We start from the raw sequence: 26,584 nt of genomic DNA on the forward strand, positions 1-26,584 counted from the left end.
GGGAGGCACTCCCCTCCCCGCAGCCCGGTCCGGCGGGCGTTGTCCTCGCCGTGATCGCTGAGACCCCTCTCACACGATCATCACCAGAGTCCAGAAGTAGGATGTCTGACGTCTTACTGAAAGAGGCTCTTGTGGTACTTCATCCAGTTCCGAGCGGGTCGACCGTCGACGCCGTCCTCGACCAGCTCCAGTCCCAGGTCAGCGAGGGCACCTGGCCGGTGGGCGGCCGCATCCCGGGCGAGGTGGACCTGGCCGCCCAGCTCGGGGTGAGCCGCCCGGCGGTCCGGGAGGCGATCCGGGCGCTGACCCACGTCGGCGTCCTGGAGGTGCGGCGCGGCTACGGCACCTACGTGCGCAGCAGCGCGAACCCGCGTCCCCTCCTGCGCCGCGTCGCGCGGGCCACCCTCCGGGACGTCTTCGAGATGCAGCTCGCCTACGACGTCCAGGCCGCCCGCCTGGCCGCCCGGCGCCGCACGGACGCCGACCTCGTCCGGCTCGAAGAGCTCCTGCGGGCCCGCGACGAGGCCACCGAGGCCGACGAGTTCGGCGCCGCCGACGCGCGCTTCCACCTCGGCGTGGCGGAGGCGACGCGCAACCCCGTCCTGATCGAGGCGATGCGCTTCTTCATCGACCGCCTCCAGGAGTCGATGCGGGCGATCCGCCTCGACCAGGAGGTCCCGGAGGCGGGTCCGGCCAAGCACCGGGCCGTCCTGGACGCGATCATCGCCCGCGACCCCGTCGCCGCCGGTGAGGCCGCCGCCGCGGTGGTGGAACCGGCGCTGGCCGTCCTGGAGGCCCTTGTCCCCCGCGAGGCGGACGGGCCCCCGGCACCCGACGACACCGAGGAAGAAGGGCGATGATGGCGGGCCGACCCACGACGGACCCCGAACAGGCATCCACCGGACGCGGCGTCCTGATCGGCCAGCTCGCGCTGATCGTCATCGTCGCCGTCAACCTGCGTCCGGCGCTGGCGGCGGTCGGCCCGCTGCTGACGGAGATCCAGGACGCCTTCCACCTCTCCGGGACGGCGGCCGGGGCGCTCACGACGCTGCCGCTGGTCTTCTTCGGCTCCTACGGGCTGCTCGCCCCCTTCCTGCGGCGCGCGCCGCGCAGCGAGACGCTCCTGGTCACCGCCATGGGGCTGCTCGTCGTGGGCCTGCTGCTGCGGCTGGTGGACACGACGTTCGCGCTGTTCGCCGGGTCGCTGGTCGCCGGGATCGCGATCAGCGTCGGCAACATCGCCATGCCGGCGATCATCAAACGCGACCATCCGTCCTCGATCACGGTCGTGACCTCGGTCTACACGGTGGCGATCACGGTCGGCGCCTGCCTTTCGTCCGGGCTCGCGGTGCCCGTCGAGCACGCCCTCGACGCGTCCTGGCGGCTGCCGCTCGGGCTGCTGGTGATCCCGACCGCGATCGCGGGCGCGATCTGGCTGCCCCGGGCGCTGCGGGCGGCGCGCGCGGCGCGGTCGACCCCCGCCGTCCCGGTGGCACGCGGCGCCGCGTCCCGGGTGTGGCGCTCGGGCCTGGCGTGGCAGGTCACGTTCTTCATGGGCATGCAGTCGCTGCTCGCCTACGTGGTGCTCGGCTGGCTCCCGACGATCTGCCAGGACCGCGGCATGGGCGAGGTGCCCGCCGGCTACGTGCTGGCGCTGTCGGCGGCGGTCCAGGCGCTCGGGTCGCTGTCGGTCCCGATCCTCGAACGGCGGTCCCGCGACCAGCGTCCGCTCGTGATCGCGACGGCCGTGCTGAGCGTCGTGGGCTTCGCCGGGATCACCTGGGCGCCGATCGGCTCGGTCTGGGGCTGGACGGTCGTCCTCGGCTTCGGGCAGGGGCTCGGCTTCGCCACCGCGCTCTCGTTCATCGGACTGCGGGCGCACGACGCGCAGGTCGCAGCGCAGCTGTCCGGGATGGCGCAGGGCACGGGCTACGTGATCGCGGCGCTCGGCCCGCTCGCGGTCGGCGCGCTGCACGACGCCACCGGTGGGTGGACCGCTCCAATGATCGGCGTCCTGGCAGTCGCGACGGTCATGATCGTGCCCGGGGCCGCCGCCGGACGGAACCGGACCATCGGCGCCCTTCCGTCCACCGAGACCTCCAACACCTCGCCCGCGCTCAACTGAGAAGGAACCGCAACGGCGTCCCCCGGCGAAGCCTCCGCCGAGGGGACGCCGCGATTAACCGACCTCGTCCCCCATATCGTTCCTGGTACTGGGCATGTAACCCACGAGGAGGTGGGCAGCATGCTCGCGACCGTCCTGGCCGGGTCCTCCGACCTGGCCAACACCGCCCCCCACGGGGCAATGCCGTGGGCGTGGCTGATCCCGGTGCTCGCCACGGTGGCCCTGCTGAGCTGGCTCGCGCTGACCGTCGAGGCCTCGTCCAGGAAGGTGCACCCCCACCGCCGGAACGACCAGGACAACCACCGGGGCGGCGAGCAGGGCGGCTACTACGTCTACACGCCCGGGATCTACTCGCACAGCTACCCGCCGGGGGAAGCGAAGTACAACGACGACGTCATATAAGCATGGAACAGATCATTCCGTTCTGATACATTGAGGTCGCCCGACCGCCTCACCCGCGAAGGACGACCGCCATGACGCCACAGCACCCCACCCCGCCGATCCCCGACGGCTACACCACCGTCACCCCGTGGATCGTCACCAGGGACACGGCAGGGCTCATCGACTTCATCACCGAGGCGTTCGGCGCCGAGGAACTCAGCCGTCTCGACGTGGGCGACGGCGTCATCGGCCACGCCGAGGCGCGCATCGGCGACTCGATCGTGATGATGTTCGACTCGCCTTTTTCCGTCGAGACCCCTGGGCTACTGCGCCTTTTCGTGGACGACGCGGACGCGGTCGTCCAGCGCGCCGTGAACGCCGGAGCCACCGTCGTGACCGAGCCGACGGAACTGTTCTGGGGCGACAAGGTCGGACGCGTACGCGACCCGCTCGGAAACATCTGGTGGATCCAGCAGCGCCTCGCCGAACCGTCCCCCGACGAGATCGCGAGGCGAGCGCAGGACCCGAAATACGCCGAGGCGATGACCTACGTCCAGTCGAGTCTGGGCTCCGCCCTGCCCGCGCCCCGGAGCGTCGACGTCTAACGCGTCCTGGTCCCGACCAGCAACGAATTCCGCAGGTCGGGCAGCACGACCTCGGTCGAGACGAGCCGCCGGTCACCGAAGAAGGCCCGGCGCTTGGGATCGTCGGCCAGCAATGGCGAGCCCGGCGGAAGTGCCGCCTGCGGCGTCAGGTCGTCGGTGACAATGCGTCCACCAACGCGCAGCAGGCTCACCAGATCGACACCATGGGCACCGGCGTCACTGAACACGAGGTCGAACGGCCCGCGCGTAAGCACGACATCGGCGGCCTCACCGGTGACGACCTCGACGCGCGGGTCACCGGCCAGCAGTTTCCGCGCGACCCCGGCGAGCCGTTCATCGACCTCCACCGTGACCAATGTGCAGTCGGACGGCATGGCGCCCGCGATCCACGCGGCGCCGACGCCCGTGCCCGTCCCGAGTTCCACGATTCGCCCGCCGACACACCCGGCAGCCAGCATCGCCAGAAAGCGTCCGACCCCCGGCAGACACGCCGACGACTCGCCTCTTTTCGCGTCCTCCCTGGTAAGCGCGAATCCCGCTCCCCGAGCGAGCTCAAGCGCACGCACCACCAATTCCGGAAACTCCTCCAACGCGTCCTCCAAAACGATTCACCGCTCACGCATGCTGAGGTAGGCGTCCAATTCAGTGGCGCCCTTGAGCATGGCACGGCCCCGGGCGGACAGCCGGGCCCGCCAGTCGCGCAACGTCGACTCCAGCGGCGCGACGCCCCCGGCCGAGCGGACCTGCGCGATCAGCGGCGCGATCTGCTCCAGCAGGTAGCCGCCCCGCCTGAGCTGATGGGCCAGCCGGACGTCCCGAACATCGGCCGCGCCGTAGACGCGGTACCCCGTCCGCGGATCACGTCCCGGCCGGACCAATCCGGCGTGCTCCCATTTGCGCAGCGTGGCGGGCCGCAGACCGAGCCGCCGGGCGAGAGGACCGATGAAGGTCTCACCGTCCTCCTGCGGCACGGGCGCCAGATCACGCAGCGCGCCCTCGACGGCCTGGAGGGTGCCGCGGTCGTCGAGGAGCTGGCCGTGGCTCTCGTCGATGAGGCGCAACGCGTCCTCGACGGCGCCCCGGTTGACCGCCTGCATGATCGACGTGGCCGTCCGGTGCCCGTGCCCCGGCACCAGGGCGAGGAAGGTCCGCAGGGCCTGCGCGTGCAGCGGCATGTAGGTGCGGTAGCCGTGCACGGTGCGTTCGGCGGCGGGCAGGATTCCGGCGTCCTCGTAGTTTCTCACGGCCTGCGTGGACAAACCATGCTCACGCGCCAGATCCACCGGCCTCACACATCAACCCCAGTTTGAACCTTCACCACACTCCACCCCACAACTCCAAGAAAAAGTTTACACCGAAAGTTCAACGATACCGTCGAAGGTATGGCCATCCAGGACATGGCCGGTCCGCTCGACGGCACCGGCGTCTCGACATTCCTCCGCTCGCTCCCCGCGCGTCCCCTGCTGCTCGGCCTGGGCGAGGCCAGGCACTTCGTGGCGGAGCTGGGCGAGGTGCGCAACGCGCTCTTCCGGCACCTGGTCGAACACGAGGGCTACCGATCGTTCGCGATCGAGAGCGACTGCCTCATGGGCCTCATCGTGGACGAGCACATCTCCACCGGCGCGGGCACGCTCGACGACGTCATGGAGCACGGCTTCAGCCACGGCTTCGGCGCCGCCCCTGCCAACCGCGAACTCGTGCGCTGGATGCGCGCCTACAACCGCGACCATGACGAGCAGCTCCGCTTCTTCGGCTTCGACGGCCCCCTGGAGTACTGGGCGGCGAGCCCGCGCCAGGCGCTCACCGGCCTGCACGACCTCCTCGACGGCCCGCTCCCCTGCACCCGCGAAACCCTCGACGCCCTGCTCGGCCCGGACGAGCGGTGGTCGAACGAGGCCACGGCCATGGACCCGTCCCAGTCAATCGGCCGGTCCCCCGACGCCCAGCGACTCCGCCTGCTCGCCGACGACCTGGTGGCGCTTCTCGATACACAGGCACCGCAGCTCAGCACGGAGGACAGGGAGCGAGCGGCCCTGTACGGGCGCACCGCCACCGGCCTGCTCCGCTACCACTACTGGATGGCGGACTCGTCCCCCGTCCGATGGGCCAGGCTGTCGGCCCTGCGGGACGCGATGATGGCCGCCAACCTCCGCGCCATCGCCGAGCACGGCCCGGCCCTGGTCTTCAGCCACAACCTCCACCTCCAGCGCGGCAGAAGCCACATGTCCTTCGGCGAGGAAAAACTGGAGTGGTGGAGCGCGGGAGCGATCACCGCCACCCACCTGAAAGACCGCTACGCCTTCCTGGCCTCGGCCTTCGGAACAACCGGCGACGACACCCCACCACCGGACACCGTCGAGGGCGCCCTCTCCACCCTCCCGTGGGACCAAGCCCTAGTCGACCCCCACCGCCTGGCCGAGACCCTTCCCACCCCCACCCCGCGCGTCTCCCCCGACTTCGCCTACTTCCCCCTCGACCCGTCCCAGCTAGACCTGATCGACGGCATCATCTTCCTCAACCAGACCACCCCCCTCCCCTGGCCAACCTGACCAACCACCAAGAACACCCCAGCACAACCCCGCCCCAAAACACCCCCCAGCCCTGCCCGCGTTCCCCGGACGCGCCGCCAGAGTCACCGCCACCCACGAGCCCGGACCCAACCCGCGCCCGCCCACCCCCGCAGACCGTCCCTCCCGGCCAGACCACAGACCGGTAACCGCCCACGCGACCAACCTCACCACCACCCCAGGCCAGAGCACAGATCAGCAGGCGCCCACACGGGCCGACCCCATCACTCTCCCTCCCACCGAACTGCGCGAACCCCACCAAGCCAGGGCAACCGACCTGACTCGGGGCGTCCCTCGACACGGGCCGGTAGCCGCCAGCGCGACCGACCGCACCACCCACCCCAAACCAGGGCACAGATCGGTGCGCCCCCCGCGACCGCCCCACCACCTCCCTCACTCCGACCGGCGCAAACACGACCCAGCCAGGGCAACCGGCCTGGCCCGGAACGGTCTGCGACACCGACCTCACCCGCGTCCCCCGACGCGCCCCCGACGCGCCCCGAATTCGCCGCCGCCCGCAAAACGCGCAGGACCAACCCGTCGGGCTCCGCGCCGTCCAAGTCGGCGAGCAGTCGCCGCACGCGAGCGCGGAATCACCCTGCGCCCGCCCAGCACCGTGGCCGCCTCTGAGCTAGGCCACGGACCGGTGGGCGTCCTAGCAGCCGATCCCACCACCACTCCAGACCAGGCCACAGATCGACGCGCGCCCTCCCGGCCGCCCACCACCTCCCTCACGCCGCCCGGCACGAACCCGACCCAGCCAGGGCAACCGACCTGGCCGGGACGTTCTTCGACACAGACCAGTAGCCGCCCGCGCCACCGCCCTCATCACCACCCCAGGCCAGGCCACAGATCGGCAGGCGCCCCCGTGGCCGCCCCCACCACCTCCCTCATGCCAACCGGCGCGAACCTGACCCAGCGCGGGAACCGCTTGCCTCGGGACTCTCCCCGACACCGTCCTCGCGCACGCCCCGGACAGGCTGGCGAAGTCGCCGCCGCACGCGAGCGCGAGACCAACCTGCGGCTGCCCGGCACCGCGGGTTGCCTCTCCAGGCCGGAGCACGGGCCGGAAGACGTCCTCACGGCCGGACTCACCACCCCCAGGCCAGAACGCGGGCCGGTGGACGCCCTCACGGCCGCGCTCACCATCGGGTCGCGGCATCGGTCACCGCGATCCGGCGGATCGCGTCCTTGCCCGGACTGTTGCGTACCCCGCTCAGATTCGCGCCGGTCAGATTCGCCCCGCGCAGGTCCGCGCCTCGCAAGTCCGCGCCGCGCAGGTCAGCGCGATTCAGGTTCGCACCGCTCAGATCCGTGCCGCTCAGATCCGCGTTGTTCAGGGCCTTACCGCTCAGATCCGTGCCGTGGAGGTTCGCGTCCCGCAGGTTCGCGCCATGCAGGTTCGTACGGCGCTCGTACACCCCGCGTCGGCTCGCGTCGTACAAGATCGCGTATTTCAGGTTGGTACCGCTCAGATCTATACCGCGCAGGTCCGCGCCGTACAGAGCCGTACCGCGCAGATCCGTGTTGTTCAGTTTCGCGCCACGGAGGTCCGCGCCGTACAGGGCAGTGTTGTTCAGGTTCGCGCCGCGCAGGTCCGCGCCACGTAAGTCCGCGATGCTCAGGACAGCGCGGTTGAGGTTCGCGCCTTCCAGGGTCGCACCGTTGAGGTTTGCCTGGCTCAGGTCCGCCTGGCTCAGAACCGCGCCGCCCAAGTATGCGTTTTTCAGGTAGGCGACGCACAGTAGGGCGCCACGTAGGTCTGCGCCACCCAGGTTGGAGCCACGCAGTTTCGTGCAGGTCAGATCTGAGTTCGCTTTGCTCTGGCCCGTACCGCCTAAGGGTGTGCAGGTCAGCTTCGCGCCGCGCAGATTCGCGCTGCTTAGGCGCGTGCCGCGCAGGTCGGTGCCGCTCAGGTCCGCGCCGTTCAGGTTCGCGTGGTGCAGCTCTGCGCCGCGCAGGTTGGCACCTCTCAGATTCGCGTTGGAGAAGTGGGCATCGTCCAGGAGAGCGTTCGGGACGCGGATGTGGTGAAGGTCCAGGGGCGGGACGGGGTGGGGGTTCAGCGCCACGGTGGTGAGGGCGGCTGCGAGGTCGACGGTGGGGCCGACGGGCAGGTCCCGGTCTTTGACGTCGTCCGCGGGGTCGTGGTCGCGGACGAAGCCGGTCAGCAGGGCGGCGATGGCGGCGCGGTCGCGAGGGGAGTCGGCCAGGAGCCGGTTGAAGGCGTGGATCGCGCCCAGGCGGATGGTGGTGTCGCCGCTGGCGAGGGCTTCGAGGGTTTTGGCGTACCGGTCGGTGAGCTGGCTTTCCTGCGCGACGCGCAGGTTGTCCCGTGAGGTGCGCAGGTCGTCGCGAGCGGTGCGCAGCGCCAGGCCGGTGCTGAGCAGGCTGCCCGCAGCGAACAGCACTCCGAACAGGATGCCCACCGAGTTGAACCATTGGTGCCGTTCGGACCGCTGCTGGTTCCGTAACTCCATACGCACCTCGACGGGGAGCCGGTCCAGCTCGGCCTGGGAGGGCGGTGCGATCTTCGGGCGCCCGCGCCCGGACGCCGATCGGCGGCGTGAAGGGGTGAGGCGGGGACGGGCGGTCCGCGGTTCTGGCGGCAACGGCCCCTCGGCCGCCGGCTCCCCCGGCTCGGGTCGGGGCGGGACGCGATCACGCTCGGCGTTGTGGCTTTCGGATCCGCTCATGTCCTGGTCACCGGTCCGTGTAGGGAGTGAACGGGCGGGGCGGCCACTGCGGGATACGGACGAAAGTCGACTCCTCACCGGACCGCTGGGGTATTTGACAGAGAATGTGCCGTTCGACACTACGGCGCAGGGTCAGGCTGAAAGTGACACTGCTCGGCCGGATATGGCCGTGGCTGGGAGGTGATGCCTTTCTCGTGGGATGGGGGAAGGCAGGTGAAACCTGCTCGCGGACAGGACGCACTCAGTTCGGGGCAGGGCGGGGGCGGAGCCGGGCAAGTGGGTGCGGGTCGGCGCGTCCGGGTCAGTGGACGTGCGTCGGTAGACGCAGGCTGGCGAGCGGGGCTGGCGAGCGCGGGGCGGTGGGCGCGGGGCGGTGGGCGGACGGTGGACGCGCGGGTTGGTGGACGCGGGTCGGCGCGTCCGGCGGACGCGGGGGCGGTGGGCGCAGGTCGGTGGGTGCGCTGGGCGGTGGGGGCGCGGGACGGTGAGCGCGCAGGTTGGCGCGTCCGGACTGATGGGCGCAGGTCGGCGGGCCCAGGCTGGCGGGCGTGGGACGGTGGGCGCGGGACGGCGCGTCCGGGTTGATGGGCGCAGGACGGTCGGCGCGGGTAGGCGGGCGCGGGTAGGCGGGGCCGTTGGCGCGGGTAGGCGGGCGCGCGGGTTGGTGGGCGCGGGACGGTCGGAGCGGGTAGGCGGGACGGGTAGGCCTACGGCGGACGCGGGACAGCGGACACGAGACGGCGGACATGAGACGGCGAGCGTGAGGCGGTCGGCGCGGGACAGTGAGCGCGCGGGTTGGTGGACGGGGGACGGCACGTCCGGGTTGACGGGCACAGGTCGGCGGACGCGGGACAGCGCGTCCGGGTGGATAGGCGCAGGACGGTGGACGCGGGTCGGCGGGCGCGGGTCGGTGGGGGCGCGGGTCGGTGGGGCGGTGGGCGCGGATCGGTCGACGCAGGGCCGCGGACGCGGGGCGGTGGGCGGTGGGCGCGGGACGGTGGGCGCGGGACGGTGGGCGCGGGACGGTGGGCGCGGGACGGTGGGCGCGGGACGGTGGGCGCGGGACGGTGGGCGCGGGTGGGTTGGTGGGGGTGGGTTGGTGGGGGTTAGGGGGTGAAGATGTTGGGGGCTGGGCGGATGGTGCCCACTTTTGTGTCGCCGCCGTGGAGGGGGGTTGTGGCTAGTTCGTCGAGGGTTGCGGTGTCGACGTTGGGGGCGGTGTGGATGTTCAGGGCGCGTAGGAGGGCGGTTGTTACGGGGGTTCGGGCGCGCATGGCGCCGTCGTCGATTTTGACGGCGCCGGCGCGGCCGTCGGTGTGGGCGAAGGCGTCCACGCCCTCGGCGCCGCATTTGACGAGGAGGCCGGGGACGGCGTCCATCAGGCGGCGTTCCTCGCGGCGGGTGCCCGAGGTCCATCGGGGGTGGGCGCGCATGGCGTCGGCGACGCGGCGTTCGGGGGTGCCGGGAGCGGCCAGGACGAGGGCGCGGAACGCCCTGGCGACCGCGGACGTGGAGATCGCGAACAGGGGGGCGCCGCAGCCGTCGACGCCGACCGCGACGGGGCCTTCGCCGGAGAGGGACTCTACGGTCGCGCGGACGGCGCGTTGCAGCGGGTGGGACGGGTCGAGGTAGTCGGCGGTGGGCCAGCCGGACGCCACGCAGGTGGCGAGCATGGCGGCGTGCTTGCCGGAGCAGTTCATCCGGAGCCGGGACGGGCCGCGCACGGTCCGCGCGACCTCGAGGTCGAGCGGCCACTGTTCGGGGCAGCGCAGGTCGGCGGCGCCGAGGCCCGCGCCGGCGAGGATCTTCTCTGCGCCCTCGACGTGGAAGTCCTCACCGGAATGGCTGCCCGCGGCCAGAGCGAGGAGTTCGCCGTCGAGGTCGAGGCCGGATCGGAGCATGGCGACGGCCTGCATCGGCTTGTTGGCCGAGCGGGGGAAGATCGGCTCTTCGGGCGTCCCGGCGCGGAACGTCACCGAGCCGTTCGCGGCGAGACCGATCGCGGCGCCGCGGTGGCGCGACTCCACGAACCCGGACCGCTCGACCTCGACCAGCACTGGATTGCTCTGCATCATGCCCCCCACTTGTCGGAACCGCTTCTCCCATCGTTGGATACCTGGGGCTGTAGCGGAACCCGAATTGCGTTCTGTGGATAACCCTGGCGGGCCGGATGGGCTAGCGGGGTTTTACTGCTAGGAGGTCGCGGGCTTCGGTCGGCGGCATCGGTGGGCGTTGTGCCAGGTGGGACGCGGTTGCGGCGCGTTCCACCAGTTGGACGTTCGCCGTGACCGGGCGGCCCTTCGCGTAGGTGATCGTGTCCTCCATGCCGACGCGGAGGTGGCCGCCGGCGGAGAGGGCGGCGAGCAGGACGGGCAGGGTCGTGCGGCCCACTCCGGTGGCCGACCAGGTCGCGCCCTGCGGGAGGGCCTCGACGGCGGCGACGAGGGTGCGGGTGTCGCCGGGCATGCCGCCGGGGACGCCCATCACGAGGTCGCAGTGGACGTGTCCGCCGTAGGGCGGGCCATGCTTGTCCAGGAGGCGGTGGAGGGCGGCGACGTGTCCGAGGTCGAACAGCTCGAACTCGGGGACGACCTCCATGGCCTGGGTGCGCTCGTACAGTTCGACCATGAACGGCCAGGGGTTCATGAACACGTCCTCGCCGAAGTTGACCGTCCCGCAGGTGAGCGAGCACATGTCGGGTTCGGCGTCCAGGACGCGGAGGCGGTCCTCGTACGGGTCGGTGACCGCGCCGCCCGTGGAGAGCTGGACGATCAGCCCCGTGCCCTCCCGCAGCGCCTGCACCGTGTCCCGCAGGCGGGAGGGGTCGAGCGTGGGCCGCGCGTCGTCGTCGCGGATGTGCACGTGGATGACGGCCGCTCCGGCGGCCTCGCACTCTTTCGCCGTCTGGACCAGTTCATCGAGGGTGACGGGCAGGGCCGGGACGTCCGCCTTCGCGGACTCCGCGCCCGTGGGCGCCACCGTGATGAGCGTCGTTGCTCCCATAGGGGGCAGAATGCATGGTCATGCGTGCTGTAGTCCAGCGGGTGAGCCAGGCGAGCGTGTCCGTCGACGGGCGGGTCGCCGGGGAGATCGAGGGGCCGGGCCTCATGGTGCTCCTGGGCGTCACCCATGACGACGATGCGGAGCGGGCCCGGAAGATGGCCGCGAAGCTGTGGGGCCTGCGAATCCTGGACGGCGAGAAGTCGTGCTCGGACGTGGGCGCGCCGCTGCTCGTGGTGAGCCAGTTCACGCTCTACGGGGACGCGCGGAAGGGCCGCCGTCCGACGTGGGTCGCCGCCGCGCCCGGGCCCGTCGCCGAGCCGCTGGTGGACGCGGTCGTCGCCGAGCTGAGGAAGCTGGGCGCCGAGGTCGCGACCGGGGTGTTCGGGGCGGACATGAAGGTCGCCCTGGTCAACGACGGTCCGATCACCCTCGTCGTGGACATGTGACTCAGAAGCCGTAGACCATTCCGATCAGGGTCACGATCGTCCCTGCGGCGGCCAGCAGGACGAGGACGCGGTCGGCCAGTTCGAGATGGCTCCGCGCGGTGTCCTTGCTGCCGAACGGGTTACGGAGGCCGACCAGCTTCCACAGCGCATCCACCTTCGCTTGCTGGTGGCTCGGTCTGCATGCGAACAGCCTGCCTCGGGCCCGTTCCGTGCAGTAGTGGCCCTCCTGCGTCCTCACCCGGCAGAACGTCGGGACGAGCATGAACTGGTACAGGCACCATGCGAGCAGGCCCAGGAGCGCTACGGGCCGGGAGCCCAGCAGCCAGGCGGCCACGGCGAAGGCCGCGAACAGGCCCCACCACACCAGGGCCGACTCCCGTCGGCGGCGGCGCCGGGCTCCGCGTCTGGTGGTGGGGGGCTGGGTCTTCCCCAGGTTCGCGACCATCGTAGGAATCCACCTTCCCCGGCCGGTGGCCCGGCAGAAATCATCATCACTGATGATTTGCCCGGAAGATCGCGGTTTTACGCCAAGTTGCCCGCGCTGCGCCAACTCCCCGCGCTGCGCCGGGTTCCCGCACTCAGCCCGGTTCCCGCACTCAGCCCGGTTCCCCGCTGAGCCCGGTTCTCGCGCTACGCCCCCGCTATGCGCGGTTCGCCGGACGGCGGCGAAGGTCGATCTGCGCGTTCGCGCCCGTGTCCGGCGACACCACGACCTCCTGGGCCGCCGCGATGCCGCCCGCCAGCAGTTCGTCCGTCACCGCGACGTTCCGCTTCACGAGCGCCAGCGCGATCGGGCCTAGTTCGTGGTGCCGGGCGGAGGAGCCGACGGCGCCGACCGTCCGGCCGCCGGGGATGTCGACGGGGTCGCCCTTGGCGGGGAGCCGGTCGACGCTGCCGTCCAGGTGGAGGAAGACGAGGCGGCGCGGGGGCCTGCCCAGGTTGTGGACGCGCGCCACGGTCTCCTGCCCCCGGTAGCAGCCCTTGCTCAGGTGCACCGCGGTCTCGACGAGGCCGACCTCGTGCGGGATCGTGCGGTGGTCGGTGTCGAGGCCGAACCGGGGCTTGTACGCGGCGATCCGGAGCGCCTCGTAGGCCCACAGCCCGGCGGGACGGAGGTCGGCGGGGAAACCGTCCTCGCGCGGGACGATCCGGGTCTCCGTCCCGGAAACGTCCGGCCACGCCAGGCCCTTGCCCTGCGGCGGCCCGGTGATGACGGCGTACTCCGCCGAAACGTCCGCGACCTCCACGCGGAGCATGAACCGCATCTTGTCGAGGAACTCCACCAGCGACGGGGCCGCCCCGGGCTCCACGTGGGCCCAGACGGCCTCGCCGTCGTCGATGACATGCAGATGGTGCTCGATATGCCCGTTCGGGCTCAGCAGTAGCGCCTCGGTGGGTTCGTACGGCTTCAGCCCGTCCAGCCGCTGGCTCAGGAGGCTGTGCAGCCAGCTCAGCCGGTCGGGGCCGGTGACCCGGACGACGCCGCGGTTGCTCCGGTCGACGAACGCCGTCCCGGATTCCAGCGCGCGTTGCTCCTGCGACGGCTCCCCGTAGTGGGCGGCGACCTCCTGGTCGGGCGCGTCGGCGGGGACGGCACCGGGCGATTGCAGTAGCGGGCTCTCCATGATTTCCAGGTTATGCGCCCGCGCCGCGGTTACGCGGCCCCGATACCGACCTACGTGGTGCGGCAGTCCTTGCAGCGCCCGTACACGGTGAGGTGGTGGACGTCGGTCTGGAACCCGAAGTCGCGCTCCAGGCCCCCGGCCAGGCCCGCCGCCGCGCGCGGATCGACGTCCTCGACCGTCTGGCACTCGCGGCAGACGAGGTGGATGTGCTCGGCGTCGGCCGCCAGATGGTAGTTGGGCGGGCCGTGCCCGAGATGGGCGTGCTTGACGAGCCCGAGCTCCTCCAGCAGCTCCAGCGTCCGGTAGACGGTGGAGATGTTCACGCCCCGGGCTGTGCGCTGTACCTCGGTGCAGATCTCCTCGGGGGTCGCGTGCTCAAGGTTGGTGACCGCCTCCAGCACCAACTGGCGCTGGGGCGTGACCCGGTATCCCTTCGCCCGCAGCTCCTCCTGCCACGACTCGACCATGCGTCGAGTGTATGCCGGACGGGCCCGCCGAAAACTCCCTTGCCTCCTCCCGACGGCTCACATAACGTGCCGAGTACGCGCGAAAGGAGGTGGTCCAACAAGATGGTGGTTGATTGTAGGACTCGCGAGGTGACTGTCCGCTAGTCGCCGTTCCGCCTCGGCGCCGCCGCCCCCGGCGGTGGCAACCGGTCGCGACGGTGACCGGCGAATCCCAGGCAGTTACCCGATCCCCGGACCGATGGACCAGTCCTGTCCGTCGCCCCGCCCATGCGGGAAGGTCCGGGGATCGCTCATTTTCTGGACGTTTCAGGCGACGCGCTTCAGCTGGGCCGACAGGTGCGACTGGAGCTTCTGGCCCATCGCCGCCATGTCGTAGGCCCACCCGAGGTCCTCCCCGATGAGGCCGTAGAGGCGGGTGCCGCCGGTGACCTCCTTCGCGGACTCCGTCCGGGCGACGACGTCGGTCTGGAGCTCGACGCGGTTGAACGCGACGTTGCCGACGTAGATCTCGACGATCCCGGTCGGGTGGGCGAGCGTCACCTCGACCTGGTGGTCCGGACGGGGCCGCCAGTAGCCCGTCTCGGTGCCGAGGGGGCGTCCGAGCGTGCCGTCCTTCTCGATCATCCACGTCCGGCTCGCGTAGATCAGGAACGGCTTTCCGTTGTGGCTGAAGGACATCTCCTGCCCGAAGTTGAAGTTCTCGATCGTGGGGTAGCCGCCGACACCGGCGCCCTCCCACGTGCCCAGCAGGAACTTCAGAGGCTCAAGGTCGAGGTGCAGCTCAGGCTCCATGAAGACCGAGCGTAGCGGCGCGGCGCGCGCGAGGGGACGCGCCCGCCGTCGATACGTCCGGAGGGTTACCGCAACCGGCCGAGCTTGACCACCAGCAGGACGGCCGACACCGCCACCAGCGCGAGCACGACGACCAGGACTCCCGCGTTCACCATGCCGCCCACGGCACGGATGCTACAGCCCGGCTAGAGTTTTCGTATGGCGAGACCACTGGTGATCAAGGTGACGGCGGGGGCGGACGCGCCGGAGCGGTGCAACCAGGCGTTCACGGTGGCCGCCGCCGCGGCGGCGAGCGGGGTGCCGATCTCGCTGTGGCTGACCGGGGAGTCGGCGTGGTTCTCCCTGCCCGGACGCGCGGCGGAGTTCATGCTCGCGCACGCCACGCCCCTGGAGGACCTGCTCACCGTGATCCTCGCGGCCGGACGGGTGACCCTGTGCACGCAGTGCGCGGCCCGCCGCGACATCGGACCGGACGACGTCCTCCCGGGCATCCGCATCGCCGGTGCGCCGACCTTCGTCGAGGAGATCGCGGCGCCGGACGTCCAGGCCCTCGTGTACTAGACCGGCCATGACTCACCGGGCCGCGCGGTCGAGTTCGGCGACCTTCAGCGGTTTCGGCGTCGGCGTCGGCCGGACGCGCGAACGGGAACGGACGGCGACCGCCGCGCAGGCGAGGCCCGCCGTGGTAGCGCCCGCCAGGCCGAGCATCAGGTCGCCGATCGTGTCGCGGTAGATGGTGACGGTCTCCGGGGTGTCCAGGATGAACACCCAGTACTCGAAGAACTCCCAGAGGATGGCGGCGATGGCCCCCATTCCCGCGCACGACACGGCGACGACCCAGGGCTTGAGAGAGGCCCAGCGGTGCAGGGCGATCCCGGCGGCGGCGCCGAGCAGCGCCCAGTTCGCGAAATGGCAGGCGTCGTCGAACCTCTCGACCGTGTCGTAGAGGTCGGCGGCGTTGCCCGCGACGTCGATGAGGAACGGCGCCGTCACCAGCAGGTCGATATCCCAAGGAAAAGGCGCTTTCCGGTCACGGCCCCGGAGCAGCCAGATCAGGGCGACCACCATGACCGCGCCGGGATAGGTGAACGCCCGCACGTCCATCGCCTTGTCGGCGAAGCGGTCCCATTCCGGGAACACGAGGGCGAGGGCGAGCAGCGCGGCCAGGGCGGCCTTCGCGAGAAGGGCGGGCGGGCGCCACCGTGAGGTGTCCATGCCCGTACTCTCCCGGGCCCGGCCGCCCTTCCACATCGGCGCGGATACTCAGGTCTTCCTGAGTGCCTGTACGGAGTCTCAGCAGTGCCTGTACGGGGTCTCAGCCGAGGACGACCTCGCCGATGCGGGCGTAGCGTCCGGAAACTCCGAGGGTCCCGGAACTGAAGGCCCTGACGCCATTGACCGTCACGCCGGACGCCGTGCCGTTCAGCATGTGAAGCGATCCCTCCGAGCCGTTCTCGCCGCTCGAACCGACGGTCAGGTCGCCTTTCCCGTCGCCGTTCAGGTCGGCGAGCGAGACCTGCGAGCCGAAGAGGTCGTTCTGCTCCGCCGAGCCCGGGACGCCTGCGCTGGCCTGTCCGAACTGCTGCGCGCCGGTGCCAGTCACCCCGCCCGGACCGCCGTACAGGACGGTCGCCGCCCCGGCCCTGGTGGTGGTGCCGATCGCCTCGTCGGGTGCGCCCACCGCGACGTCCGCCAGGCCGTCGCCGTTGACGTCGCCGGCCGCGACGGACGCGCCGAACGCGTCGCCCGGCTCCTGCGTCCCCGGAACGCCGTCGGTGTCCGCTTCCTTCGGCGGGGGGACGAACCGAAACCAAGATCCACTACGTGGACGCCCCGCGTTCAGCCGGGGTTTACCGCCCCGGATGCTCTCAGGCGTCGTAGTCGGGGCCGCAGAAACGGCCGCCGAGCCACCGCCCTTCCGGGGACTCCGGATCGAGCGGCCCGAATCGCTCGGTCAGTTCGGCCGCGTAGGGCTCGGCGTCGTCCTCGGGTTCGTATCCGATGGCCCGCGCCTCGTCCAGCGAGAACCATGCCCGGGTGTTCGCGGACACGCCCCACACCACCCGGAATCCGGGGCTCGGCACGGACAGGGCCGCCTCGAAGAGCCGCGCCGCGTCGCCGGGGGAAAGCCAGGTCGCCAGCGAGCGCAGGTCCGGCGGACGCTCCTCGCACGTGAGAATGCGAATCGCGATGACGTCCAGCCCGTAACGGCTGTGATAAAGGCTGCCCAGCGCCTCGCCCGTGACCTTGCTGACGCCGTAATAGGTGTCGGGCGCGGGGAACCGGTAGTCGGGAACCGGGGCGTCGTCGGTCGGATGGAATCCCACGGCGTGGTTGCTCGACGCGAACACCACGCGGCCGACTCCGGTCCGGCGGGCGGCCTCGTAGACGTTGTAGGTGCCGTGGATGTTCACGTCGGCGATGTCGTTCCAGGGCGCCTCGGACGCCAATCCCCCGAGATGGACGATGGCGTCCACGCCCTCGCAGGCCCGTTCCAGCGCGGCCAGATCGGTCACCGACGCCCGCATATGCTCCTCGCCGCTTTCCGCCTTTCCCATGTCGGCGACGTCCAGCAGGCGAAGGGTCCGGCCCGGCCGGGCGAGCCTCGGCCGCAGGAACGATCCGATGAGCCCGGCCGCGCCGGTGATGAGAATTCGCTCCGCACCCATCGTCATCACGTCCCCTGGTCTGGGTGGCATATCCGCCCGACAGCGTAGTGATCCGCACCCGCGCGGGATTCCGCCGGATCAGCCGGCCAGGTCGGCGACCGTCCGCTCGATGCGCGCCGCGCGTCCGGCGGCCGTCCTGATCTTCAGCAGCGGCAGGATCAGCTGGTAGCGGCCGGTCCGGCCGAGCGCCTCGAACCGGGCGGCGGCGCGCGGGGACGCCTCCAGCGCCGCGAGCAGGTCGGCCGGGACGGTCACGTCGCGCTGCCGCGCGTAGGCCGCGTCCCAGCGTCCGTCGGCCTTCGCCGCGTCGATCTCCGCCAGGCCGGGCGGGCGCATCCGGCCCGCCGCGATCAGTGCCTCGGCCTTCTCGACGTTGACCCGCGACCACGCGCCGCCCTTGCGGCGGCGCGAGTACCGCTGGAGGTAGCCGTGCTCGTCGAGGGACTTGCGCTGGCTGTCGATCCAGCCGTAGCAGAGCGCGACGTCCAGCGCCTCCGCGATGGTGATCGAGCCGACCGGCGCGCCCTTCTTGGCGATCCGCAGCCACACGCCGCCCTCGTCCCCGTGGTGGTCGGCGAGCCACGCCTCGAACCCGGCGGCGTCCGCGAAGTCCATCATCGTCCCACCACGTCCAGGTAGTGCCGGTTGTACATGATGCCGAGGACGTTCCCGAACGGATCGACCACGGACGCGGTGACGAACCCCTCGCCGCGCTCGGTGATCGGCTGGTACTCCGTCGCGCCCATGGAGAGCAGCTTCGCCAGCGTCCCTTCGAGGTCGTCGACGTGCCAGTACAGGAGGGCCCCGCCCGGCTCGGACGCCGTCCTGCCGGGCGGCGCGAAGCGTCCGTCGATCAGGCCCAGCTCGTGTTCGCGGTCGCCGACGCGGAACTCGTGGTAGGCGGGGCGCCCGTCCGGCCCGGAGCGGCTGAAGTACGGCTCCAAGCCCAGGAAATCGGTGTACCAGCGCTTGGCGGCGTCCAGGTCGTCCGCCCAGAAGTTGGTGGTGGCAGGTCCTCGCAACATCACGGTTCTCCCCCTCCGTCGTGCCGTTGACCACCACGTTAGGAGCCCAATAGGTCAACGAACGTCCTACTAGGACGGCCGCGCACAAAAAGGCCGTGGACGCGGGTTCGCGTCCACGGCCCGGTGAAGCGGGATCAGCTGAGCACGGCGTTGAGACGCTCCTCGCGCAGGCGGCCCGCCCAGGAGTCGTCGATGGGCGGCAACTGCTGCCCCACGGCCCAGGTGAGGAGGAGGTCGGCGAGGCCCGGGTTGCGGACGAGCGCGGGCCCGTGCATGTAGGTGCCGACCACGCGTCCGGCGTAGGCGCCCTCGAAGCCGCTGCCGTCGCCGTTGCCGACCCCGGCGACGACCTTGGCGAGGGGCTTGGCGCCGGGGCCGATGCTGGTGGCGCCCTGGTGGTTCTCGAACCCGGTGATGCGCGGGACGTTCAGCTCGGCGGACACGTCGCCGACGACCTCGCCGACCGCGCGGTTCTGGCCGCGCCCGGAGTGGATGTCGAGGATGCCGAGGCCGGGCACGGGCTGCCCCTCCTCGCCGCCGAACTCGTGCCCGAGGATCTGGAAGCCCGCGCAGACCGCGAAGATCACCGCGCCGCGCTGCGCCGCGTACTGGAGGCCGCCGTCGTTGCGCAGCCGCTGCGCCGCGAGGATCTGCGGGCGGTCCTCGCCGCCGCCGAGCAGGTAGATGTCGCCGTCCTGCGGGACGGGCTCGTCCGAGCGCATGTGAACGGTCTCGGTCGGGATCCCGCGTAGCGCGGCCCGGCGCTCCAGGACGATCGTGTTCCCCTGGTCGCCGTAGGTGGCGAGGAGGTCCGGGTAGATCCAGACGATCTTGATGCGGTCAGACGACACGGCCGTACCTCGTTCGGATGTGCTGGAAGGCGGTGTAGTTGGCGATCACGTCGAGATGCCCCGGCGGGACGGCCATGACGGCCTGGTCGATGTCGTCGACGAGCGTGAAGCCGACGTCGGCGGCCTCCAGCCGGGCGGCGAGGTCGATGCGGCGCTCGCCCGCGACCCAGACCGGGCGGCCGCGCAGGATGCGGTAGTCGACGTCCCAGAGCCAGGACGTGTCGCGGCCGTCGGGCCCCTGCGCGTTGATCGACAGCGCGACCGGGCCCGGCGCGGGTTGCAGGACGTCGAACGCCTCCAGCCAGCCCGCCGGGTTCTTCGACAGCAGCAGGCGGATGCTGCGGCCCTCGTGCTCGACCGTGGTGTAGCGGCCCGCGACCGAGGTGACCTGCGACAGCAGCGGCAGCGCCTGCTCGGGCGGGACGCCGAACTGGGCGACGACCGCGAGCGCGATCAGGGCGTTCGAGCGGTTCGCGCGGCCGGGCAGCGACAGCCCGGTCAGGCCGAACGTCCGGCCGTCGGGGGCGGTGATCAGGTCGCCGTGCAGCGCCCAGTCGGGACGCGGCCGGGCGAAGTGGCACTGCCGGCAGCGCCAGTCGCTGTCCTCGCCGGTGTCCTGCCGGTCGAGGGGGCCGCCGCACTCGGGGCAGCACCAGGAGTCCTCGCGCCAGTGCTGGCCCGCCGCGACCCACGTCACGCTCTTGGCGGTGGACGCGCCCCACGTCACGAGGGGGTCGTCGCAGTTGGCGATGACATGGCTGTGCGGGGACGCCTCCAGCGCGCGCCGCCACTTGCCCGCCAGCAGCCAGATCTCGGCGGCGCGGTCCATCTGGTCGCGGCTGAGGTTCATCAGCGCGACGATGTTCGCGCCGGTCTCGGACAGCACCATCGGGACGTACTTCTCGTCGCACTCCAGCACGCCGTACCGGGCGGTGGGGGCGGACGCCAGCGCGGACACGTGCCCGGTCGGCATGTTCGCGCCGAACGCGTTGGTCGCGACCTCGCCGAGCGGCGTCATCGCCGAGGTGATCAGCCGGGTCGTCGTCGTCTTGCCGTTGGTGGCGCTGACGAGGACGAGCTTGCGGTCCTTGGCGAGCCTGGTCAGCAGCTCGGGGTCGAGGCGCAGGCCGATACGCCCGCCGATCACCGAACCGTCCCCACGGCCCGCGATGCGGGACATCTTGGCGGCCGTACGACCGAGCGCGACGGCCAGCTGCGAACGCAGCGGAAGATCGCTCATTGACTCCGTCTTCTCTGGATGCGCCGGGGAAACCGCTCCGAGCCTAGCCGCTGGACCGTCCGCACGCGCGCGGAGCCACGACGCCGGACGCTCCATGGAGGGCGCCGGGACCCCGGCAATGCGATGAGCATCACAGCGGATCGTGTAAACCACTCTCGGCAATCTTGACCTTCGGGGAGGTGTCGTGATTCGGTGCCACCCCCGACTGCGGTGAGCCAGATTCCCATCCACGCGTCCTGGATCGACGTCACCCACTACTTTTGTCGGGAGCCCTGCGGTTTGCGGGGAAGCTGTCCGCCGCGAGGGCGGACCGGGATCGCAAGCGTGGACGAAGCGGCGACAAGGCGAGGTCTGAGCGATGCAGTGTCCGACGTGCGGTTCCAACACGCCCGGGACGCTCGGCAAGTGTTCGAACTGCGAGGCGCCGATCGACGTGTACTCGGTCGGCCCGGCCGCTCCGCTGGCGGCGCCGACCGCCGGCGCGCTGGGCGACAAGACGCTGATGGTGCCGCCGCCGACGCCGCCCGCACCCCCCGCGCCGCCCGCGCCGACGTGGGCGCCGGAGACACCGGGGGTTGCGCCCGCGCAGCAGGCGCGGCAGGGGTCCGGGGCGCTGGAGCCCGTCGACTCCGAGTCGACCTCGCCGTGGGCGTTCGACCCCGACGCCGACAGCGGCGCCTACGACACCGTCCCGCCGCCGCCCAAGTGGACCGAGACGCCCGCGCCGGACCCGGAGCCGTCCGGGCCGCAGTCGATCGTCCCGGAGTCGTGGTACGCGCAGCCGCGCAAGCCCCAGCCGGTGGAGGCGGACGCGACGCAGGTGTACGCGCCGCAGCCCGGGCCGGCCGACCAGGGGTGGGGCGCTCAGCCGCCCGGTCAGCCGCCCGTCCAGCCGCAGCCGACGATGATGGACGCGAACGGCGCCACCCAGATCGCGCCGATGGGCCACCCCGGGCAGATGGGCCTCGGCGACGGGACGCGCCTGGACTTCAACCCCGGCGCGGCCCCGATGGGCGCGCCGATGGGGTCGCCGCCGATGGGCCAGGGCGGACCGATGGGTCCGGGCGGTCCGATGGGGCCCGGCGAGCCCCCGTACGCGGGCTACCCGGGGCAGGGCCCGACGCGGTCCAGGGGCGGGACGAGCAAGCCGCTCGTCGTCGTGGTCTCCGCGCTGGTCACGGTCGCGGTCGGGGCCGTCGCGTTCGTCATGTGGCCGTCGGGCGACGACAACGGGCCCGCGGCGGGCGGCACGCCGACCCCGGCCAACAGCAAGGTCGCGCAGACCAACAAGATCCCGAGCGCGGCGCGGGAGCAGGCGGAGGCGATGAACGCCGTGCTGGACGCCAGCGTCGACACCCGCCGCGTCCTCGCGGGGGCGCTCAGCCGGGCCGGTACCTGCAAGGAGCTGCCGCAGGCGATCCAGGGCTTCCAGACCGTCGCGCAGCGCCGCCAGAACCAGCTGCGGCGCACCAAGAACCTCAAGCTCGACAAGCTGCGGAACGGCGAGCGGCTGCGCGGCTCGCTGAACCAGGCGCTGCTGGCCTCCCTCCAGGTCGACCAGGTGCTGCTCCAGTGGGCGCAGCGGAACCAGGCCAAGTGCAAGGGCAAGCCGCGTCCGGACGCGGCGCACGTCCCCGGCCGCGCCGCCGGGGAGCGCCGCGCCACGCTCGCCAAGCGGCAGTTCGTCGTCGCGTGGAACCCGGTCGCGAAGGCCACCGGGCAGCCGCAGCGGAGCTGGCAGCGGGTGTGATCCGCCGATCACGACCGCGTTGCGACTGGCGCCGGGGCGTCCACGCCCGGGGACGGCGCGTTATCTTGGCCACCGGCGAACCTGACGGCTAAGGGGTCGGTATGCGGTGTCCGGGCTGTGGTAGCGACACCACGGCGGCGTTGCCTCGGTGCACCCGATGCAACGCCCCGCTGGACGGAGCGTCCGGCGACGACGAGACGGCGGTCTTCGGCACGGCCCCCGGCGGCCCCCCGCCGAACAACCCTCCGCCGAACAACCCCGGGCCGAACAACCCCGGGCCCAACAACCCCGGGCCCAACAACCCCGTGCCGGACGATCCGGCGCCGGGCGGCAACCTGTTCGAGCCGCGTCACCGCAATCCGTTCGCGCATGACGCGACCGCGCGCGACGACGATCCGATGCCGCCGCCGTGGGCGTCGCCGCCGTGGGCCGAGCAGGCGCAGGGGCCCTCGCCCTGGCCGCCCGGCCCGCCCGGTCCGGCCGGGCCGCCGAACCCGCCCGGGCCGCCCGATCACACGTTGCACATGCCGCCGTCCGGCGAGACGTCGATCCCGCTGTCGCCCGAGCCCTGGGCGTCGCCCGAGCCGTGGGCGGAGCCGCAGATCTGGCGTCCCCCGGAGCCGCCCAAGAAGAGCAAGGCGCCCTACCTGCTGATCGCGGCGGGCATCGTGCTGCTGGCGGGGATCGCGCTCGCGATCGTCCTGTGGCCGGACGGCTCGGAGTCGCCCCCGGCGGCGAAGGCGGGCGCGCAGCAGAGCCCCGGCGTCACCCCCGAGGCCCCCGAGACGCCCGACGCCTCGACCAGTCCCCCGGCGGCCGAGGGCGACCTCGACGCGCAGGCCAAAGCGGTGGACGGGCTGCTCAAGGAGATGTCCGGCACGCGCACCGACCTCGGCTCGGTGGTGGCGGCGGGCTGCGGCACGACGGGCCTGGAGCGCATCCGCGACCAGCGGCAGGAGCAGCTCGGCAGGGCGAAGGCGCTGGAGGTCGGCGCGCTGCTGGAGGGCGATGCGATGAAGGAGGCGCTGGTCCGCGCGCTGGAGGCGTCGGTGGAGTCCAACCAGCGCTACCTCGACGCGGCCCCCGGCTGCCCGTCCGACGACGAGGTCGCGGGCATCAACCAGGAGGCCAGCGACGCCAAGAGCGAGTTCATCCGGCTCTGGACGCCGAATGCCGAGAAGGTCGGCCTCGACCCGCGCAGCGAATCGGTGATCTGACTCCTCACTCGGTGAGGAAGGGCAGGGCGGCCGACGGGTCCTCGAAGGGGTCGATGAAGCGGTCCGCCCAGCACAGCACGGGCTCCAGCCAGGAGTCGACGCGCATCGTCTCGGCGACGTGCGCGACCTGCTCGTCCTCGTCGACGCCGAGCGCGACGACCGGCAGGTCGCGGAAGAAGCCCGCGTGGTCGTCGTCGCCGTACAGGGCGGTGAGGGCGAGCGGGCGGTTGCGCTCCAGCTCCATCGACAGCGGATGGCGGCGCAGCGCCCGCAGCCGGTGGCCGAGCCGCGCGTCCGGCGGCTGCTTGAGGCCGGGGAGCTGGTAGTCCAGCGGCGGGGCGGGCGCGTGCTTGTCGGGGACGCCCTGCCCCTGCGGGAAGAGCCGGTCGAGCTCGTGCAGCCACCGCACCTGCGGGATGACGAACGCCGGGCCGGGCGCGCTGCCGGTGGCGCCGCCGCCGAGGATGCGCTGCGCCACGTCCGCGACCCGGCCGGTGAGGTCCGACGGCGGGTAGGCGGTGCGGAGCGCGCGGGAGCGGCGCGACACGGCCTGTTCGAGGACGGTCGCGAGCGCGCACTCGCGCAGCCTCGGCCGCAGCCGCGACCAGCCGCGCAGCAGGTCGGGCGGGACGGCGGGCAGCGGCCGGTTCACCACGTGCGCGAGCACGAGCGTGTCGGCCCACAGCCGCAGCCAGCCCCGGTCGGGGTGGCCCGCGACGAGGTCGGCCTCGCGCAGCTCGTAGAGGGTGCAGGCGCGTCCGGAGCGGCACTCGCAGCCACAGGCCGCTGAGCGGCGGCCGTCGACCGGGGGCGGCGGGCCCGGCAGCTCGGCCTCGCGTCCCTCGCCGAGCGGGACGCGGACGCGCAGCGGCCGGTCCATGCCGTCGGCGAACACGGCGGCGACGCCCGGACGCAGCGACACGACCTCGCGGGACTGGTCCGCGTCGAGGTTCATCGCGGCGCCGACCTGGTGCCGGTCGTCGTGGGCGGGCAGCCGGTGCACGACCTTCAGCGCCGTGTTCTTGATGACGTCGGGGACGAGCTTGGTCGGGATCTGCTCGGCGACGATGATGCCCTCGCCGTACGCGCGGATCTCGGCGAGCATCCCGGCGAACAGCTCCACGGCGTGCGAGCTGGTGCGCTCGGGGCCGCGGTTGCGCAGCAGCCGGTGCGCCTCCTCGATCACGATGACGTGCCGCAGCGCCGGCCCCGCGGAACCGGTGCGGTCGCGGCGGCGCTCGCGCATCCGCAGGTGCTCGACGATGCGGATGATGAGCGTGCCCATGAGGAACGCCTTGTCCTCGTCGTTGGCGACGTCCTCGATGGCGAGGACGATGTTGTCGCGGAGCATGCCGCCGACGTCGGCGGGGTGGCCGCCCTCGAAGAACCGCCCGGCCGAGCCGATGCGCAGCGAGCGGAGCCGCACGTCCACGAAGCCCTGGACGTCGGCCATCAGCTCCCGCCCGTAGCCGACGTCGGAGATGACCTGGAGCGCGGCGTTCTGGAGCTGCTCCAGCGTCGGGACGGCGGGCTCGATCAGCGAGCCGGGGACGCCCGCGCCGGTCACGACGTCCCAGCCGTTGGTCTCGTAGACGCGCTGGAGGGCCTGCGCCATGATCTGCGGGAACGGCTCCTCGGCGTCGAAGGCGGCCTGGAACAGCGCGCGGACCATGTCGATGTGCGCCTGCACCGGGTAGCCGGGCTCGGGCGCGAGCGGGTTGACCGACAGCGGCACCGAGCCCGGGTCGGACGGGTTGACGACCGTGACCTGCCCGCCGAGGTCCTCGATGCGCCCGGCCATCGCCGCGTACTCCGACTTCGCGGGCTCGATCGCGAGCCACGGGATGCCCGCGCGGGTGAGCTGCTCCAGCAGGTGCCGGACGGTCTGCGACTTGCCCGCGCCGGTCGCGCCCGTCACGAACACGTGCCGGTTGATCGTGGACCTCGGGACCGTGAGCCGCCCGACGTGCCGGTCCTGGCCGTCCAGGATGGCGCCCAGCTCGATCCGCGCCTCGGGCTGCGGGGCCCGCGCGGCGTGGTCGTCGGTCTCGGAGGTGACGTCGAAGTACCCGGCGTCCAGGACGCGCAGCCCCGGCACCTCGCGGCGCGGCAGGCCCGCGAGCGCGGCGAGCGCCCCGGCGGTCGCGACGAACGGGAACCGCTGCTCGGACTCGGCCATCGGACGCGCCGGGGCGGCGTCGGCGGCGGGGCGCAGCGTCTCGCCGAACGGCCCGCTGCCGTGCCCGGACCGGAGCCGGTAGGGGTGGTGGCCGAGCTCCATCGACCCGACGAGCACCGGCGCGATCTGGCTCAGCTCGCCCTGGTCGGCCGCGCCCGCGACGACCCGCACCTGCCACAGCCCGGCCTCGCGGAACGCGTCCAGCTCGGCGAGTCGCTGGTCGGCGCGGGCTACGGCGAGCCTGGCCTGCTCGTCCTCGCCGCGGCGCAGCATCCGCAGCTCGTGGTGCAGCTCGCGCATCTCGGTGTCGATCAGCCGCTCGTCGCAGGGGTCGGCGACCACGAACCAGCCGAACGGCCGCTCCATCAACGTGACGAGCGTCGACTCGAACAGGCCGGGGCCGAGCGGCGCGGCGGCGGGGGCGGCGCCCGCCTGCGGGGCGAGGCGTCCGGGGCAGCGCGTCCAGGCCATGCGCTCGGCCTGCCGCAGCCAGCCGTCGCCGATGGGGACGCCGCGGGCGCCGCTCGGGAACAGCAGCCCGCGCGCCTCGCCGCCCTCGGCCGGGACGGCGGTCCCGGCGCCGATCGGGCCCGCGTTGGTGATCAGCTCCAGCGGCGCGCCGCCGCCCGCCGACAGCCAGCCGACGACCAACGGGGTGCCGCGCATGGCCGCCGACAGCGCGGCGGGGAGCACGCTGACGAAGTCCGACCCGGCGGACGCCTGCCGCTCCGGCGCGGGGATCGCCTGGATGCGGTACCAGGGGCCGGGCAGCGCGAACGGCTCCGGCGCCGCCGCGCGTCCGGGCCCCGGACCGCGCACGGTGGACGGCCGGGGATCGGTTCCCCACATTCCGGGAGGCGGCGTCCCCGGCATGCCCGGCGCGCCCGGTGGTCGCGGCGGCGTGCCCGGCCTTCCGGGTACGCCCGGCATCTCCCTGTCCCGCCTG

Annotated in this window: 26 protein-coding genes; 9 read left to right on the top strand and 17 right to left on the bottom strand. The window is 72.3% G+C overall.

Annotated features, from left to right (window positions below):
* Nucleotides 1-131 precede the first annotated feature (131 nt).
* The 4 genes from K2F47_RS29500 to K2F47_RS29515 all read left to right on the top strand — a co-directional run bounded on the left by K2F47_RS29500 (nucleotide 132) and on the right by K2F47_RS29515 (nucleotide 3,111).
* Complete coding sequence (locus K2F47_RS29500) at nucleotides 132-860, top strand: FadR/GntR family transcriptional regulator (RefSeq protein ID WP_242909000.1); 729 nt, start codon at nucleotides 132-134, stop codon at nucleotides 858-860.
* On the top strand, nucleotides 857-2,125 hold the full coding sequence (locus tag K2F47_RS29505; protein WP_242909002.1) for a CynX/NimT family MFS transporter: 1,269 nt from the start codon (nucleotides 857-859) through the stop codon (nucleotides 2,123-2,125). Before K2F47_RS29500 ends, K2F47_RS29505 begins: the two co-directional genes overlap by 4 nt.
* Nucleotides 2,126-2,245: 120 nt before the next feature.
* Complete coding sequence (locus K2F47_RS29510; RefSeq protein WP_242909004.1) at nucleotides 2,246-2,527, top strand: hypothetical protein; 282 nt, start codon at nucleotides 2,246-2,248, stop codon at nucleotides 2,525-2,527.
* Nucleotides 2,528-2,598: 71 nt separating this feature from the next.
* Nucleotides 2,599-3,111 (top strand): VOC family protein, encoded by a 513-nt coding sequence (locus tag K2F47_RS29515; RefSeq protein ID WP_242909006.1) that lies wholly within the window; start codon nucleotides 2,599-2,601, stop codon nucleotides 3,109-3,111.
* Here the strand turns inward: K2F47_RS29515 and K2F47_RS29520 are convergent.
* Together K2F47_RS29520 and K2F47_RS29525 are read right to left on the bottom strand one after the other, a co-directional pair.
* Complete coding sequence (locus K2F47_RS29520) at nucleotides 3,108-3,701, bottom strand: O-methyltransferase (protein WP_242909008.1); 594 nt, start codon at nucleotides 3,699-3,701, stop codon at nucleotides 3,108-3,110. The genes K2F47_RS29515 and K2F47_RS29520 overlap by 4 nt on opposite strands.
* Before the next feature lie 18 nt (nucleotides 3,702-3,719).
* Entirely contained in the window at nucleotides 3,720-4,403 is a 684-nt protein-coding gene (locus tag K2F47_RS29525) for a TioE family transcriptional regulator (protein ID WP_242909009.1), read from the bottom strand.
* A 90-nt stretch (nucleotides 4,404-4,493) separates the two neighbouring features.
* On the opposite strand from K2F47_RS29525, the gene K2F47_RS29530 reads away from it, so the two are divergent.
* Entirely contained in the window at nucleotides 4,494-5,660 is a 1,167-nt protein-coding gene (locus K2F47_RS29530) for an erythromycin esterase family protein (protein WP_242909010.1), read from the top strand.
* A gap of 1,160 nt (nucleotides 5,661-6,820) precedes the next feature.
* Here the strand turns inward: K2F47_RS29530 and K2F47_RS29535 are convergent.
* The 3 genes from K2F47_RS29535 to K2F47_RS29545 all read right to left on the bottom strand — a co-directional run bounded on the left by K2F47_RS29535 (nucleotide 6,821) and on the right by K2F47_RS29545 (nucleotide 11,377).
* On the bottom strand, nucleotides 6,821-8,107 hold the full coding sequence (locus K2F47_RS29535) for a pentapeptide repeat-containing protein (RefSeq protein ID WP_242909011.1): 1,287 nt from the start codon (nucleotides 8,105-8,107) through the stop codon (nucleotides 6,821-6,823).
* Between the two features lie 1,373 nt (nucleotides 8,108-9,480).
* Complete coding sequence (locus K2F47_RS29540; protein ID WP_242909702.1) at nucleotides 9,481-10,446, bottom strand: asparaginase; 966 nt, start codon at nucleotides 10,444-10,446, stop codon at nucleotides 9,481-9,483.
* Nucleotides 10,447-10,549: 103 nt separating this feature from the next.
* Nucleotides 10,550-11,377 (bottom strand): beta-keto acid cleavage family enzyme, encoded by an 828-nt coding sequence (locus K2F47_RS29545; RefSeq protein WP_242909012.1) that lies wholly within the window; start codon nucleotides 11,375-11,377, stop codon nucleotides 10,550-10,552.
* A gap of 20 nt (nucleotides 11,378-11,397) precedes the next feature.
* Here K2F47_RS29545 and dtd point away from each other — a divergent pair, with 20 nt between their 5' ends.
* Nucleotides 11,398-11,823, top strand: coding sequence for a D-aminoacyl-tRNA deacylase (gene dtd, locus K2F47_RS29550; RefSeq protein WP_242909013.1), 426 nt, complete (start codon nucleotides 11,398-11,400; stop codon nucleotides 11,821-11,823).
* Between the two features lies 1 nt (nucleotide 11,824).
* Here the strand turns inward: dtd and K2F47_RS29555 are convergent, their stop codons facing one another.
* The 4 genes from K2F47_RS29555 to K2F47_RS29570 form a co-directional block, all read right to left on the bottom strand.
* On the bottom strand, nucleotides 11,825-12,268 hold the full coding sequence (locus K2F47_RS29555) for a hypothetical protein (protein WP_242909014.1): 444 nt from the start codon (nucleotides 12,266-12,268) through the stop codon (nucleotides 11,825-11,827).
* 196 nt (nucleotides 12,269-12,464) lie between these two features.
* Nucleotides 12,465-13,448 (bottom strand): CAF17-like 4Fe-4S cluster assembly/insertion protein YgfZ, encoded by a 984-nt coding sequence (gene ygfZ, locus K2F47_RS29560; RefSeq protein WP_242909015.1) that lies wholly within the window; start codon nucleotides 13,446-13,448, stop codon nucleotides 12,465-12,467.
* 50 nt (nucleotides 13,449-13,498) lie between these two features.
* A complete protein-coding gene (locus K2F47_RS29565; protein WP_242909017.1) occupies nucleotides 13,499-13,915 on the bottom strand; it encodes a Fur family transcriptional regulator in 417 nt (138 codons plus the stop codon).
* Between the two features lie 306 nt (nucleotides 13,916-14,221).
* Entirely contained in the window at nucleotides 14,222-14,707 is a 486-nt protein-coding gene (locus K2F47_RS29570; RefSeq protein ID WP_242909019.1) for a heme-binding beta-barrel domain-containing protein, read from the bottom strand.
* A 198-nt stretch (nucleotides 14,708-14,905) separates the two neighbouring features.
* Between K2F47_RS29570 and K2F47_RS29575 the strand changes: the two genes are divergently transcribed.
* On the top strand, nucleotides 14,906-15,268 hold the full coding sequence (locus K2F47_RS29575) for a DsrE family protein (protein WP_242909020.1): 363 nt from the start codon (nucleotides 14,906-14,908) through the stop codon (nucleotides 15,266-15,268).
* 12 nt (nucleotides 15,269-15,280) lie between these two features.
* Here the strand turns inward: K2F47_RS29575 and K2F47_RS29580 are convergent, their stop codons facing one another.
* From K2F47_RS29580 to K2F47_RS29610, 7 genes are all read right to left on the bottom strand, one after another.
* The gene (locus tag K2F47_RS29580; RefSeq protein WP_242909021.1) at nucleotides 15,281-15,922 is read right to left on the bottom strand and encodes a DUF2238 domain-containing protein; all 642 of its coding nucleotides are present in this window, start codon (nucleotides 15,920-15,922) and stop codon (nucleotides 15,281-15,283) included.
* A gap of 100 nt (nucleotides 15,923-16,022) precedes the next feature.
* Nucleotides 16,023-16,640 carry an FG-GAP repeat protein gene (locus tag K2F47_RS29585; RefSeq protein WP_308198499.1) on the bottom strand — a complete coding sequence of 206 codons (618 nt, stop codon included), beginning with the start codon at nucleotides 16,638-16,640 and terminating at the stop codon, nucleotides 16,023-16,025.
* The gene (locus tag K2F47_RS29590; protein ID WP_242909022.1) at nucleotides 16,576-17,382 is read right to left on the bottom strand and encodes an NAD-dependent epimerase/dehydratase family protein; all 807 of its coding nucleotides are present in this window, start codon (nucleotides 17,380-17,382) and stop codon (nucleotides 16,576-16,578) included. The genes K2F47_RS29585 and K2F47_RS29590 overlap by 65 nt, the downstream gene beginning before the upstream one ends.
* Before the next feature lie 72 nt (nucleotides 17,383-17,454).
* A complete protein-coding gene (locus K2F47_RS29595) occupies nucleotides 17,455-17,994 on the bottom strand; it encodes a YdeI/OmpD-associated family protein (protein WP_242909023.1) in 540 nt (179 codons plus the stop codon).
* Nucleotides 17,991-18,401 (bottom strand): VOC family protein, encoded by a 411-nt coding sequence (locus K2F47_RS29600; protein ID WP_242909024.1) that lies wholly within the window; start codon nucleotides 18,399-18,401, stop codon nucleotides 17,991-17,993. Before K2F47_RS29600 ends, K2F47_RS29595 begins: the two co-directional genes overlap by 4 nt.
* 134 nt (nucleotides 18,402-18,535) lie before the next feature.
* Nucleotides 18,536-19,252 carry a type 1 glutamine amidotransferase gene (locus K2F47_RS29605; RefSeq protein ID WP_242909026.1) on the bottom strand — a complete coding sequence of 239 codons (717 nt, stop codon included), beginning with the start codon at nucleotides 19,250-19,252 and terminating at the stop codon, nucleotides 18,536-18,538.
* Nucleotides 19,242-20,492 carry a MurT ligase domain-containing protein gene (locus K2F47_RS29610; protein WP_242909028.1) on the bottom strand — a complete coding sequence of 417 codons (1,251 nt, stop codon included), beginning with the start codon at nucleotides 20,490-20,492 and terminating at the stop codon, nucleotides 19,242-19,244. The genes K2F47_RS29605 and K2F47_RS29610 overlap by 11 nt, the downstream gene beginning before the upstream one ends.
* Before the next feature lie 358 nt (nucleotides 20,493-20,850).
* Between K2F47_RS29610 and K2F47_RS29615 the strand changes: the two genes are divergently transcribed.
* The gene (locus K2F47_RS29615; protein ID WP_242909030.1) at nucleotides 20,851-22,242 is read left to right on the top strand and encodes a hypothetical protein; all 1,392 of its coding nucleotides are present in this window, start codon (nucleotides 20,851-20,853) and stop codon (nucleotides 22,240-22,242) included.
* Nucleotides 22,243-22,382: 140 nt separating this feature from the next.
* Nucleotides 22,383-23,459 carry a flagellar basal body-associated FliL family protein gene (locus K2F47_RS29620; protein ID WP_242909032.1) on the top strand — a complete coding sequence of 359 codons (1,077 nt, stop codon included), beginning with the start codon at nucleotides 22,383-22,385 and terminating at the stop codon, nucleotides 23,457-23,459.
* Between the two features lie 4 nt (nucleotides 23,460-23,463).
* On the opposite strand, the gene K2F47_RS29625 is transcribed toward K2F47_RS29620, so the two are convergent.
* Entirely contained in the window at nucleotides 23,464-26,487 is a 3,024-nt protein-coding gene (locus tag K2F47_RS29625) for an ATP-binding protein (RefSeq protein WP_242909034.1), read from the bottom strand.
* Nucleotides 26,488-26,584 lie beyond the last annotated feature (97 nt).

This window comes from Actinomadura terrae (genome assembly GCF_022751215.1).
In the GTDB taxonomy this organism is placed as follows: domain Bacteria; phylum Actinomycetota; class Actinomycetes; order Streptosporangiales; family Streptosporangiaceae; genus Spirillospora; species Spirillospora terrae.

What these genes read in the sequence shown, in the direction of transcription:
- K2F47_RS29580 (WP_242909021.1), bottom strand. Translation starts at nt 15,922, where the DNA reads ATGGACACCTCACGGTGGCGCCCGCCCGCCCTTCTCGCGAAGGCCGCC.
- K2F47_RS29505 (WP_242909002.1), top strand. Translation starts at nt 857, where the DNA reads ATGATGGCGGGCCGACCCACGACGGACCCCGAACAGGCATCCACCGGA.
- K2F47_RS29570 (WP_242909019.1), bottom strand. Translation starts at nt 14,707, where the DNA reads ATGGAGCCTGAGCTGCACCTCGACCTTGAGCCTCTGAAGTTCCTGCTG.
- K2F47_RS29625 (WP_242909034.1), bottom strand. Translation starts at nt 26,487, where the DNA reads ATGTGGGGAACCGATCCCCGGCCGTCCACCGTGCGCGGTCCGGGGCCC.
- K2F47_RS29545 (WP_242909012.1), bottom strand. Translation starts at nt 11,377, where the DNA reads ATGGGAGCAACGACGCTCATCACGGTGGCGCCCACGGGCGCGGAGTCC.
- K2F47_RS29600 (WP_242909024.1), bottom strand. Translation starts at nt 18,401, where the DNA reads ATGTTGCGAGGACCTGCCACCACCAACTTCTGGGCGGACGACCTGGAC.
- K2F47_RS29565 (WP_242909017.1), bottom strand. Translation starts at nt 13,915, where the DNA reads ATGGTCGAGTCGTGGCAGGAGGAGCTGCGGGCGAAGGGATACCGGGTC.
- K2F47_RS29510 (WP_242909004.1), top strand. Translation starts at nt 2,246, where the DNA reads ATGCTCGCGACCGTCCTGGCCGGGTCCTCCGACCTGGCCAACACCGCC.
- K2F47_RS29555 (WP_242909014.1), bottom strand. Translation starts at nt 12,268, where the DNA reads ATGGTCGCGAACCTGGGGAAGACCCAGCCCCCCACCACCAGACGCGGA.
- ygfZ (WP_242909015.1), bottom strand. Translation starts at nt 13,448, where the DNA reads ATGGAGAGCCCGCTACTGCAATCGCCCGGTGCCGTCCCCGCCGACGCG.
- K2F47_RS29615 (WP_242909030.1), top strand. Translation starts at nt 20,851, where the DNA reads ATGCAGTGTCCGACGTGCGGTTCCAACACGCCCGGGACGCTCGGCAAG.
- dtd (WP_242909013.1), top strand. Translation starts at nt 11,398, where the DNA reads ATGCGTGCTGTAGTCCAGCGGGTGAGCCAGGCGAGCGTGTCCGTCGAC.
- K2F47_RS29590 (WP_242909022.1), bottom strand. Translation starts at nt 17,382, where the DNA reads ATGACGATGGGTGCGGAGCGAATTCTCATCACCGGCGCGGCCGGGCTC.
- K2F47_RS29610 (WP_242909028.1), bottom strand. Translation starts at nt 20,492, where the DNA reads ATGAGCGATCTTCCGCTGCGTTCGCAGCTGGCCGTCGCGCTCGGTCGT.
- K2F47_RS29540 (WP_242909702.1), bottom strand. Translation starts at nt 10,446, where the DNA reads ATGCAGAGCAATCCAGTGCTGGTCGAGGTCGAGCGGTCCGGGTTCGTG.
- K2F47_RS29530 (WP_242909010.1), top strand. Translation starts at nt 4,494, where the DNA reads ATGGCCATCCAGGACATGGCCGGTCCGCTCGACGGCACCGGCGTCTCG.
- K2F47_RS29515 (WP_242909006.1), top strand. Translation starts at nt 2,599, where the DNA reads ATGACGCCACAGCACCCCACCCCGCCGATCCCCGACGGCTACACCACC.
- K2F47_RS29595 (WP_242909023.1), bottom strand. Translation starts at nt 17,994, where the DNA reads ATGATGGACTTCGCGGACGCCGCCGGGTTCGAGGCGTGGCTCGCCGAC.
- K2F47_RS29575 (WP_242909020.1), top strand. Translation starts at nt 14,906, where the DNA reads ATGGCGAGACCACTGGTGATCAAGGTGACGGCGGGGGCGGACGCGCCG.